10 protein-coding genes are annotated in these 11897 nt (G+C 62.4%); 7 read left to right on the forward strand and 3 right to left on the reverse strand.

The window, feature by feature from the left end; genetic code table 11:
• The coding region (locus tag APH30_RS00545; protein ID WP_156326349.1) for an extracellular solute-binding protein at positions 1-429 on the forward strand (429 nt) is incomplete at its 5' end.
• A gap of 107 nt (positions 430-536) precedes the next feature.
• On the opposite strand, the gene APH30_RS00550 is transcribed toward APH30_RS00545, so the two are convergent.
• On the reverse strand, positions 537-2120 hold the full coding sequence (locus tag APH30_RS00550) for a peptide chain release factor 3 (RefSeq protein ID WP_003248481.1): 1584 nt from the start codon (positions 2118-2120) through the stop codon (positions 537-539).
• 457 nt (positions 2121-2577) lie between these two features.
• On the opposite strand from APH30_RS00550, the gene APH30_RS00555 reads away from it, so the two are divergent.
• The 5 genes from APH30_RS00555 to APH30_RS00575 all read left to right on the forward strand — a co-directional run bounded on the left by APH30_RS00555 (position 2578) and on the right by APH30_RS00575 (position 7692).
• Entirely contained in the window at positions 2578-3291 is a 714-nt protein-coding gene (locus tag APH30_RS00555; RefSeq protein WP_009685140.1) for an ABC transporter permease, read from the forward strand.
• 13 nt (positions 3292-3304) lie between these two features.
• A complete protein-coding gene (locus APH30_RS00560; protein WP_054911401.1) occupies positions 3305-4219 on the forward strand; it encodes a glycine betaine ABC transporter substrate-binding protein in 915 nt (304 codons plus the stop codon).
• The gene (locus APH30_RS00565; RefSeq protein ID WP_029885069.1) at positions 4216-4869 is read left to right on the forward strand and encodes an ABC transporter permease; all 654 of its coding nucleotides are present in this window, start codon (positions 4216-4218) and stop codon (positions 4867-4869) included. Before APH30_RS00560 ends, APH30_RS00565 begins: the two co-directional genes overlap by 4 nt.
• Positions 4866-6023 (forward strand): betaine/proline/choline family ABC transporter ATP-binding protein, encoded by a 1158-nt coding sequence (locus tag APH30_RS00570; protein ID WP_054911402.1) that lies wholly within the window; start codon positions 4866-4868, stop codon positions 6021-6023. The genes APH30_RS00565 and APH30_RS00570 overlap by 4 nt, the downstream gene beginning before the upstream one ends.
• 505 nt (positions 6024-6528) lie before the next feature.
• Entirely contained in the window at positions 6529-7692 is a 1164-nt protein-coding gene (locus APH30_RS00575; protein ID WP_029885071.1) for a type III PLP-dependent enzyme, read from the forward strand.
• A 105-nt stretch (positions 7693-7797) separates the two neighbouring features.
• On the opposite strand, the gene APH30_RS00580 is transcribed toward APH30_RS00575, so the two are convergent.
• Both APH30_RS00580 and APH30_RS00585 read right to left on the reverse strand, forming a co-directional pair.
• Positions 7798-8547 (reverse strand): tetratricopeptide repeat protein, encoded by a 750-nt coding sequence (locus tag APH30_RS00580; RefSeq protein WP_054911403.1) that lies wholly within the window; start codon positions 8545-8547, stop codon positions 7798-7800.
• Between the two features lie 2 nt (positions 8548-8549).
• On the reverse strand, positions 8550-9230 hold the full coding sequence (locus APH30_RS00585) for a Fe2+-dependent dioxygenase (protein ID WP_029885073.1): 681 nt from the start codon (positions 9228-9230) through the stop codon (positions 8550-8552).
• 220 nt (positions 9231-9450) lie between these two features.
• Between APH30_RS00585 and APH30_RS00590 the strand changes: the two genes are divergently transcribed.
• Complete coding sequence (locus APH30_RS00590) at positions 9451-11754, forward strand: TonB-dependent siderophore receptor (protein ID WP_054911404.1); 2304 nt, start codon at positions 9451-9453, stop codon at positions 11752-11754.
• The last annotated feature ends 143 nt before the right edge of the window (positions 11755-11897 follow it).

Genomic DNA, 11897 nt, shown 5'->3' on the forward strand with positions numbered 1-11897 from the left:
TACACTGGCGACCTGGCCAACGGCGATGTCTGCGTGGTGGTGGGCTTCTCGGGGGATGTGCTGCAGGCGAAGAACCGCGCCGAAGAGGCGCACAACGGCGTCAAGGTGGGCTATTCGATACCCAAGGAAGGCGCGCCCTTGTGGTTCGACATGGTGGCCATGCCGGCCGATGCGCCGGATGAAAAGGCTGGCTATGCCTACATGAACTACCTGCTGCAGCCGGAGGTGATGGCCAACATCAGCAACCATGTGCAGTATGCCAACGGCAACCTCAAGGCGGACGGGCTGGTGGACCCTGCGCTGAAAGGCAATGCGATGATTTACCCGAGCGAGGCCGTGATGGGCAAGCTGTATGCGCTGGAGGCGATGCCGGCCAAGATCGACCGCCTCAGGACGCGGATCTGGACCAGTATCAAGGCCGGGAATTGAAATGGGGCCGCTTTGCGGCCCTTCGCGGGCACGCCCGCTCCCACAGTGATTGCCCGTGGGAGCGGGCGTGCCCGCGAAGGGCTGCAAGGCAGCCCCAAATCCAATAGTCAGTGGTGCTCGCGGGTAGCGCGGAACTTGATGTCCGGCCAGCGTTCTTCCATCAGCGCCAGGTTGACCCGGGTCGGCGCCAGGTAAGTGAGGTGGCCGCCACCATCGATGGCCAGGTTTTCCATGGCCTTGGTCTGGAATTCCTCGAGCTTCTTCTTGTCGTCGCAGCTGATCCAGCGGGCCGACCACACGGTGATCGGCTCGTAGGCGCACTCGACCTTGTACTCTTCCTTCAGGCGGCTGGCGACCACATCGAACTGCAGCACACCGACCGCACCCAGGATGATGTCGTTGCTGCGCTCCGGGAAGAACACCTGCGTGGCACCCTCTTCCGCCAGCTGCTGCAAGCCCTGGCGCAGCTGCTTGGACTTCAGCGGGTCCTTCAGGCGCACACGGCGGAACAGTTCCGGGGCGAAGTGCGGGATACCGGTAAAGCCCAGGGCCTCGCCTTCGGTGAAGGTATCACCGATCTGGATGGTGCCGTGGTTGTGCAGGCCGATGATGTCGCCGGCAAAGGCCTCTTCCAGTTGCTCACGCTCGGAGGAGAAGAAGGTCAGCGCATCGCCGATACGCAGGTCCTTGTTCAGGCGCACGTGGCGCATCTTCATGCCCTTTTCGTACTTGCCCGAGCAGATGCGCATGAACGCGATACGGTCGCGGTGTTTCGGGTCCATGTTCGCCTGGATCTTGAACACGAAACCGGTGAACTTCTCTTCGACCGGCTCTACGGTACGTTCGTGGGCCACACGCCCCAGCGGCCGCGGCGCCCAGTCGACCACCGCGTCGAGCACGTGGTCGACACCGAAGTTACCGAGTGCCGTACCGAAGAACACCGGGGTCAGTTGGCCATTGATGAACTCTTCCTGGTTGAACTCGTGGCAAGCACCCTGCACCAGCTCCAGTTGCTCGACGAACGAATCGTATTGGTCACCCAGGTGGGCACGGGCCTCGTCGGAGTCCAGCTTCTGGATGATCTTGGCCTCGGTGCGCTCATGGCCGTGGCCAGGGGTGTACACCACGATGTAGTCACCGGTGAGGTGGTACACGCCCTTGAAGTCACGGTAGCAACCGATCGGCCAGGTGATCGGCGCGGCCTTGATCTTCAGAACCGCCTCGATCTCGTCGAGCAGTTCGATAGGGTCGCGAATGTCACGGTCGAGTTTGTTGATGAAGCTGACGATGGGCGTGTCGCGCAGGCGGCAGACGTCCATCAGGGCGATGGTCCGCGGCTCTACACCCTTACCGCCGTCCAGCACCATCAGCGCCGAGTCCACTGCGGTCAGGGTGCGGTAGGTGTCTTCAGAGAAGTCTTCGTGGCCGGGGGTGTCGAGCAGGTTGATCATGTGCTCGCGGTACGGGAACTGCATCACCGAGGTGGTGATGGAGATGCCGCGCTGCTTCTCCATTTCCATCCAGTCGGAGGTGGCATGGCGGTCGGACTTGCGCGACTTCACGGTACCGGCGACGGCAATGGCCTTGCCCATCAGCAGCAGCTTTTCGGTGATGGTGGTCTTACCGGCGTCGGGGTGGGAAATGATTGCGAAAGTGCGGCGCTTCGCGACTTCGGCGGCCTGGTTGGTCATGGGAAATCGCCTGACTGGGGGATTTGAAAGGGGCGATATCATACCTGAAGTTGGGCGGGGACCAAAATCTGCTGATGCAGGGGTTGCAGGTCTGGCCCAGCAGATTCACCACACAATCGCTTTATCACGACAAATGGCCACAGGGCAGTTATTTCAACGCCTGCAGCGCGCCAAGCCGCTGTTTTCTCTCGCCAGATTTGCATTCCCCCAGTGATTAACGCTGGCCAAATGCCGCCTCAAATGGGAACCTTTAGGGCCTTGGAGACGTCCACTCCCCTGCAACCCGCTTCGGTTGAGGGCTGGTTTCATCAGCATTTTCGGGCCCGACGGGGTTCGGCTCATGGCCAGATCGCAGCCTTCGGTTTGCATCTGACTGCTACTCGCGAACACACCACCCGCCGCCACCCCTGGCCGGCAACCAAGAAGTGTGCTCGCCGACAACACAAGGAGTCTGCCTGTGGCTAAACGCTACGGTAAAGGGCTGTTGGGATGGGCCGCCGTGCTCGTCATCCTGGCCCTGCTGGTCCACTGGATCGGCATCGACACGATCGCGCGGTATCGCGACGATCTTGGGTTCTACCTGCAAGCGCACCTGGTATTGGTGCTGGCTTCGATGGCGGCGGCACTGGCCGTGGGCATCCCCGCCGGCATTGCGCTCAGTCGGCCGCACCGGGTCGACAAAGCCGAGCGCTTCATGCAGTTCTTCAACGTTGGCAACACCATTCCCCCCCTGGCCGTTCTGGCCATCGCCCTCAGTATCCTGGGCATCGGCGCCGGGCCGGCGATCTTCGCACTGTTCCTCGCCTCCCTCCTGCCCATCGTGCGCAACACCTACGAAGGCCTGAAAAACGTCCCCGCCTCGCTCAAGGAAGCCGCCACGGGCATTGGCATGACCCCACGCCAGCAACTGTGGCAGGTCGAGCTGCCCAACGCCGTGCCAATCATTGTCGGCGGTGTTCGCGTGGCCCTGGCCTTGAACGTGGGCACCGCACCGCTGGCATTCTTGATTGGCGCCAATAGCCTGGGCAGCCTGATCTTCCCCGGCATCGCCCTGAACAACCAGCCCCAGCTGCTGCTGGGGGCCGCCTGTACCGCACTGCTGGCCCTGCTACTGGACGCGGCGGTGAGTTTCTCCAGCAAGCGCTGGCTGGAACGTGGCCTGGCCCACTAAGGATAGGGAACGCATGAAGAAAACAATCGCCTTGCTGCTGGGCGCGGCCCTGCTGTTCGCAGGATTTGCCCAGGCAGCGGAAAAGCCCCAGATCCGCATCGGCGCGCGGGTGTTCACCGAACAGACCGTACTGGCCGAAATCACCGCGCAGTACCTGCGTGCCAACGGTTTCGACGTGCGCGTCACCACCGGCCTGGGTAGCAACATCGCGCGCCAGGCCCAGGAAACCGGCCAGCTCGACCTGATGTGGGAATACACCGGCGTATCGCTGGTGTCGTACAACCACATCGAAGAACGCATGCCCAGCGCCGAAGCCACCTACGCCAAGGTCAAGGCGCTGGACGCGAAAAAGGGCCTGGTCTGGCTGACCCCGTCGAAGTTCAGCAACACCTACGCCTTGGGCCTGCCCAAGCAAGTGGCCGAGGCCTATCCGCAGGTCAACAGCATCAGCGACCTCAACCAGGTACTGCGTGACGAAAGCGAGCGCAAACACCTGGTGGCACTGGACACCGAGTTCGCCAACCGCCCCGATGGCCTGGTCGGCCTGAAAGCGATGTACGACCTGCAACTGGGCCGCGCCAACATCCGCCAGATGGACGCGGGCCTGGTCTACACCGCCATGCGCAACAACCAGGTGTTCGCCGGCCTGGTGTACACCACCGATGGCCGCCTGAGCGCCTTCAACCTGAAGCTGCTGGAAGACGACAAGCACTACTTCCCTGACTACACGGCCGCGCCAGTGGTGCGCAAGGCCGTGCTCGACGCCAACCCGCAGCTGGCGGGGCTGCTCAAGCCGCTGGCCGAGCAACTGGACGATGAAACCATGCGCCAGCTCAACGCCAAGGTCGATGTCGAGCACCAGAACCCGACCGCCGTGGCCACCGCCTTCCTGCGCGATCACCCACTGACCAGTGAGGGCCAGCCATGAACCTGATCGATACCTTCAACCACCTCGACTGGGCCCAGGTACTGAACCTGACCGGCCAACACATCATGCTGGTCGGTGTGGCCGTGGGCCTGGCGATTCTGGTGGGCGTGCCGCTGGGCATCCTCATGACCCGCTTCCCGGCCCTTGCCGGCCCGCTGCAGGCCAGCGCCACGGTACTGCTGACCATCCCGTCGATTGCCCTGTTCGGCCTGTTGCTGCCGCTTTACTCCAAATTCGGACAAGGCCTCGGGCCGCTACCGGCGATTACCGCCGTGTTCCTGTATTCGCTGTTGCCGATCATGCGCAACACCTACCTGGCCCTGACCAATGTCGAACCCGGCATCCGCGAAGCCGCGCGCGGCATCGGCATGACCTTCGGCCAGCGCCTGCGCATGGTCGAGCTGCCCATCGCCGTGCCGGTGATCCTCGCCGGCGTGCGTACCGCCGTGGTGATGAACATCGGCGTCATGACCATTGCCGCCACCATCGGCGCCGGCGGCCTTGGCGTGCTGATCCTGACCTCCATCAGCCGCAGCGACATGTCGATGCTGCTGGTCGGCGCGGTACTGGTCAGCCTGCTGGCCATCATCGCCGACCTGCTGCTGCAAACCCTGCAACGTGCCCTGACTCCAGAAGGACTGCGCTCATGATCGAACTGAAGAACCTCAGCAAAACCTTCAACGTCAACGGCAAGGACGTCAAAGCCGTCGACGCGGTAAGCCTCACCGTCAACGAAGGGGAAATCTGCGTGTTCCTCGGCCCATCGGGCTGCGGCAAAAGCACCACGCTGAAAATGATCAACCGCCTGATCACGCCAACCTCGGGCCAGGTGTTCATCAATGGCGAGGACACCACCGGGCTGGACGAAGTGACCCTGCGCCGGCACATCGGCTATGTGATCCAGCAGATCGGCCTGTTCCCAAACATGACCATCGAAGAGAACATCACCGTGGTGCCGCGCCTGCTCGGCTGGGACAAACAGAAATGCCACGAGCGTGCCCGCGAACTGATGCACATGATCAAGCTCGAGCCCAAACAGTACCTGCAACGCTACCCGCGCGAGCTTTCCGGTGGCCAGCAGCAGCGTATCGGCGTGATCCGCGCGTTGGCGGCCGATGCGCCGGTGCTGTTGATGGACGAACCGTTCGGCGCGGTCGACCCGATCAACCGTGAAATGATCCAGAACGAATTCTTCGAAATGCAACGGGCGCTGAACAAGACCGTGATCATGGTCAGCCACGACATCGACGAAGCGATCAAGCTCGGCGACAAGATTGCCATCTTCCGGGCCGGCAAGTTGCTGCAGCTGGACCACCCGGACACCCTGCTGGCGCACCCGGCAGACGAGTTCGTGAGCAACTTCGTAGGCCAGGACAGCACCCTCAAGCGCCTGCTGCTGGTGCGCGCCGAAGATGCGGCAGACAACGCCCCGGCGGTCAGCCCGGAAACGCCGGTAAGCGATGCGCTGGAACTGCTCGACGAACACGACCGCCGCTACGTGGTGGTCACCGACGCGCAGAACAAGGCCCTGGGCTATGTACGCCGGCGGGACATGCACCGCCAGCAGGGCACCTGTGGTGACTTCCTGCGCCCGTTCAATGCCACTGCCTCGCACGACGAGCACCTGCGCATCCTGCTGTCGCGCATGTACGAGTTCAACCGGGCGTGGTTGCCGGTGCTGGATGCCGAGCAGGTGTTCCTCGGCGAGGTGACGCAGGAGTCGATTGCGGCGTACCTGAGTTCCGGCCGCTCGCGCGGCGCCAAAACCAGCATCGTATCCCCGGCGGAGGCGGTGGCATCGTGAGGCGCGCTGCCAAGTGATGCGCAGCAAGGTGCGGATACTGGTTTCACGCACCAGAAGCGTCGCATCCGTCGGTCGGTAACAAAAAATTTATGCGCGATTTTCGGTACGTGGGTACCAGAAAAGCGTGGCCATAAATATGAACACCTCCGGTGCCATCGGGTATCAGGCTGCTGCCACAGGGTGGGTCAAAACCCTGTAGCAGCGGCTTCAACCGCACATGAGCCGACGTGGTCCATTCCACAATTTTTTACGCTTGAAACACCACCGGGAACATCAGCCGGTCATATGAGTCGTTTATTCAAACGACAGGTGGCCAATCAACGCCGATCACGCCAGGATTGCCTGTTGATTCTGCATTCTTCACGCCCTAAAGTGCGCGCCGAACGTCCATGCTGGAAACGATCCATCCGGCTCAAGTACTGAGTAGGCGAACCAAAGTGGGGATACGGAGGACGTTCAGTTTGCAGCCACTTAATCTTTCAGTTTGCCCATGGAGTCCCTGAGCATGTCGATCCAGGTCGAAGACTATTTCGCGCGTGATACCTTCCAGAAAATGAAGGCGTTCGCCGACAAGCAGGAAACCCCGTTCGTACTCATCGATACCCAGATGATCAGCCAGGCCTACGACGACCTGCGCGCGGGTTTCGAATTCGCCAAGGTCTACTATGCGGTGAAGGCCAACCCGGCTGTCGAGATCATCGACCTGCTCAAGGAGAAAGGTTCGAGCTTCGACATCGCCTCGATCTACGAGCTGGACAAGGTGTTGGGCCGCGGCGTCAGCGCTGACCGCATCAGCTATGGCAACACCATCAAGAAGTCCAAGGACATCCGCTACTTCTACGAGAAGGGCGTGCGCCTGTATGCCACCGACTCCGAAGCCGACCTGCGCAACATCGCCAAGGCCGCCCCGGGCTCGAAAGTGTACGTGCGTATCCTCACCGAAGGCTCGACCACTGCCGACTGGCCGCTGTCGCGCAAATTCGGCTGCCAGACCGACATGGCCATGGACCTGCTGATCCTGGCCCGCGACCTGGGCCTGGTGCCCTACGGCATCTCCTTCCACGTCGGTTCGCAACAGCGCGACATCAGCGTATGGGACGCCGCCATCGCCAAGGTCAAGGTGATCTTCGAGCGCCTGAAGGAAGAAGACGGCATCGAACTGAAGCTGATCAACATGGGCGGTGGCTTCCCGGCCAACTACATCACCCGTACCAACAGCCTGGAAACCTACGCCGAAGAAATCATTCGCTTCCTCAAGGAAGACTTCGGTGACGAGCTGCCGGAAATCATCCTCGAACCTGGCCGTTCGCTGATCGCCAACGCCGGCATCCTGGTCAGCGAAGTGGTGCTGGTTGCACGCAAGTCGCGTACCGCCGTCGAGCGCTGGATCTACACCGACGTGGGCAAGTTCTCCGGCCTGATCGAAACCATGGACGAAGCCATCAAGTTCCCGATCTGGACCGAGAAGAAAGGCGAAACCGAAGAAGTGGTCATCGCCGGCCCTACCTGCGACAGCGCCGACATCATGTACGAGAACTACAAGTACGGCCTGCCGCTGAACCTGGCCATTGGTGACCGCCTGTACTGGCTGTCGACCGGTGCCTACACCACCAGCTACAGCGCAGTGGAATTCAACGGCTTCCCGCCGCTGAAGGCCTACTACCTGTAATGCACAACGGGGCCGCGAGGCCCCGTTTTCATGTGTGCAGATGCCGAGATCAGCGCTGTCGAGGTGGGAGCCGGCTTGCCGGCGATTGGGCCAGCACAGGCAACTTCAAGCTTCGCGCCGTTCGATTTCCTCGGCATAGCGCGCGGCAAACGCCATGAGCACCGGCCCCGCGCCCTGCAGGGTCACCAGCGCCGCACGCAGAAAGTTCAGGTTACCCTCGACCCGCGCACGCTCCAGCCAAGGCGCAGCCTCGGCCACCTGGCCACGCTCGACCAGCACCAGCCCCAGGCTGAACATGCCGCGAAAATCCCCTGCCTCGGCCGACCGGCGATACCAGCGCACCGCACGCGCGGGGCTGGGCGCGGTGGCAATGCCCTGCTCCAGATAGCGCCCATACAGGTTCATCGACTTGGCATGCCCCTGCTGTGCGGCCTTCTCGTAGCACATCAGCGCCTGCGCCTGGTTGGCCGGCACACCACGCCCGGTCGCCAGCAGGTTACCCAGGTTGTACAGCCCCCAGGCAAGCCCGGCATCGGCGGCGCGGGCATAGTGCACGGCGGCTTGAGCCAGGTTTACCGCACCGCCCCAGCCATGCTCCAGGCAACGCCCGAGCATGTTATGCGCCATGGCGTTGCCACCTTGCGCGGCAATGGCAAACCAGCGCCGGGCAACCTCGGCGTCGGCTTCTATCCCGCGCCCATCGAGCAGAATCTGCCCCAGCAGCAACTGCGCTTCGACCACGCCCTTCCCCGCCGCTGCCAGGATGGCCTGTGCCGCCTTGCCCGGGCTTTGCTCAAGCATGGCCCGCAACCCGGCCACGTCCAGCACTTCCTCACGCCGCAACTGATAGCCCACGGTCAGACCTCGGCCCAGCGGCGCAGCAGGTTGTGGTAGGTGCCCGTCAGTTGCAGCAGCGCAGGGTGTTCTGGCACATCGGCCGTCAGTTGCTGGATGGCATTGTCCATTTCGAACAGCAGCGCGCGCTGGCTGTCCTCACGCACCAGGCTCTGGGTCCAGAAGAAGGCGGCATAGCGCTGCCCGCGGGTGACCGGGTTGACCTTGTGCAGGCTGGTGCCGGGGTACAGCACCAGGTCACCGGCCGCCAGCTTGACCTGCTGCTCACCATAGGTGTCCTGAATGACCAGTTCCCCCCCGTCGTAGCTGCCCGGGTCACTGAGAAACAGCGTGGACGACAGGTCGGTACGCACGCGCTCCGGGCTGCCCTTGGGCTGGCGCAGGGCATTGTCGATGTGAAAGCCGAAATTGCCGCCCTCGCGGTAGCAATTGATCAGTGGCGGGAACACCTTGTGCGGCAACGCTGCCGACAGGAAGCGCGGGGTCTTCCATAGGCGGTCGATCAGCGCGGTGCCGATTTCCTTGGCCAGCGGGTGCCCTTCTGGCAGTTGCAGGTTGTGCTTGGCCTTGGCCGACTGGTAGCCGGCAGTCACCTTGCCATCGGCCCAGTCAGCCTGCTCCAGGGCCTCGCGAATACGGGCCAGTTCGTCAGCGGCGAACAGGCCTGGGATGTGCAGCAGCATGGCAAGGTTACCGTCGGGAACTGTAAAGGCCCAATGATATTGATTCCCTTTTGCGCTACACAAGCCTTTTCGCCGCTTACGACGTTTCAGTTGATTGGAAACTTACGGGCAAATTGTAAAGATTGTAAATTCTTCACGAATGGTAACGAATCTCAATTGTTAGTCACAATCGCTTACATTAGTATCCGCCGCCTCACCACCTTGGGGAAGGTTTCCAGCAATGCGCCAGTCCGTACCATCTGCAGTAAGCTCACCGCGTCTGATCGTTAGCGCCATAGGCATCGCGCTTGGCGCATCCTCGGCCTACGCCGCCGACCCGGCTGCCAGCAGTGCCATCACCCTGGATGCCACCAGCGTGAACGGCAAGGCTGAGCAGGCCAGCAGCGACTACAAAGCCGAGCGCGCAGCTTCGCAGAAGTACACTGCGCCGTTGGTGGACACCCCGCGCTCGGTCACGGTGATCCCGCAACAGGTGATCAAGGATACCAACGCCCTGACCCTGCAAGACGCGTTGCGCACCGTGCCAGGCATTACCTTCGGCGCCGGCGAAGGTGGCAACCCGCAAGGCGACCGCCCGTTCATTCGCGGTTTCGACGCCCAGGGCGACACCTACCTGGACGGCGTGCGCGACACTGGCGCACAAACCCGCGAAATCTTCGCCATCGAGTCGGTTGAAGTGGCCAAGGGCCCGAACTCCGCCGTAGGTGGCCGCGGGGCAGCGGGCGGTACCATCAACCTGGTGAGCAAGCGCGCGCACCTGGGCAACTCGCTGGACGGTGCCTGGACCTGGGGCAGCGACCAGACCCAACGCTATACCTTCGACGGTAACTACCAATTCAGCGATACCGTGGCCGGCCGCCTGAACCTGATGACCCATGAAAGCAACGTCGCAGGCCGCGACAAGGTGAACTACGACCGCTGGGGCATCGCCCCGTCGCTGGCCTTCGGCCTGGGCACGCCAACCCGCGTCAACCTCGACTACTACCACCTGGAAAGCGACGACCTGCCGGATTCGGGCATCCCGTACAGCATCCCGTTGGCTGGCAGCGCTGCCCGTACTTCGGCCCACCCGAGCAAGCCGGATGATGGCGGCGACAGCGACAACTTCTATGGCCTGAGCGGTCGCGACTTCCGCAAGAGCCGGGTGGATATCGCCACCTTCGCCATCGAACACGACCTGACCGACGCGCTGACCGTGAAGAACACCCTGCGCCACGGCAACAGCATGCAGGACTACATCCTCACCCAACCGGACGACAGCAAGGGCAACGTCAACAACGGCAGCGTCTGGCGCCGGGCCAACACCCGCGTTGGCAACACCGCCACCACCACCAACCAGACCGACCTGTTTGGCGAGTTCTACCTGGGCGGCATGAAAAACAGCTTCTCCACCGGCATCGAGCTGAGCCGCGAAGAAAGCGACCGCTCCAGCTACACCGTCAACACCAACACCCGGCTGAACGCATCCGTGTGCAACCCCGGCCTGATCGGCGCCAACAGCGGCTACAACTGCACCTCGCTGAGCAACCCGAACCCGGATGACCCGTGGAACGGCAGTATCGCCCGCAACTACGCCGGCACCGATACCAAGAGCGACACCCGCGCCCTGTATGTATTCAACACCCTTGAGTTGTCGCCTGCATGGCTGGTGAACATGGGCCTGCGTTACGACCACTTCGATACCCAGTACCGCACCTATGACGCTGCTGGCGCCACCGTGGTCAATGCCAAGGGCGTAGCCGCCAAAGGCAAGGATACCAGCGAGTTCGTCACCGGCCAGCTGGGCCTGGTATGGAAACCGGCCGACAACGGCAGCGTCTACGTGTCCTACGCCACCTCTGCTACCCCACCGGGTGCAATGCTGGGCGAAGGCATGGAGGCCAACCCACTGGGCAACACCACCGACCGTGCCGGCAACCTGTTGAGCAGCGACATGGAGCCGGAAGAAACCACCAACTACGAAATCGGCACCAAGTGGGACCTGCTCGACCAGCGCCTGTCGCTGACCGCCGCGCTGTTCCGCACCGAGAAGGAAAACGCGCGCGTTCAGGTCGATACCACAAGCTACGAGAACGTCGGCGAAACCCGCGTGCAGGGTATCGAACTGTCGGCCAGCGGCAAGATCACCGCCAAGTGGCAAGTGTTCGCTGGCTACACCTACATGCAGGCCCGCCAGATCGACGGCGGCCCGCTGGGCAAGGCCAACGACGGCAACCAGTTGCCGAACACGCCGAACAACAGCGCCAGCGTGTGGACCACCTACGCGATTACACCAAAGCTGACCGTGGGCGGCGGTGCGTTCTACGTGGATGACGTGTACGGCAGCGTAGCCAACACCACCATGGTCGACAGCTACGTACGCTACGACGCCATGGCTGCCTACAAGCTGACCAAGAACATCGACCTGCAATTGAACGTGCAGAACCTGACCAACGAGGTTTACTACGACAAGACCTTCTCCACCCACTTCGCCAACCAGGCGGCTGGGCGCACGGCATTGCTGACCACCAGCGTGCACTTCTGACAGGGGTTGGGTTGACCGGGCGGCGCTGGTAAAACGCAACACGCTAAAAAACACCCACCCCGGCCCCGTTCATCTCCGTGAGCGGGGCTTTTGCGTATCAAGGCATAATGCACGCCGCGCAGCATGCGGCAGAAACACAAGGT

This window comes from Pseudomonas sp. NBRC 111127, from assembly GCF_001320345.1.
Taxonomy (GTDB): Bacteria; Pseudomonadota; Gammaproteobacteria; order Pseudomonadales; family Pseudomonadaceae; genus Aquipseudomonas; species Aquipseudomonas juntendi.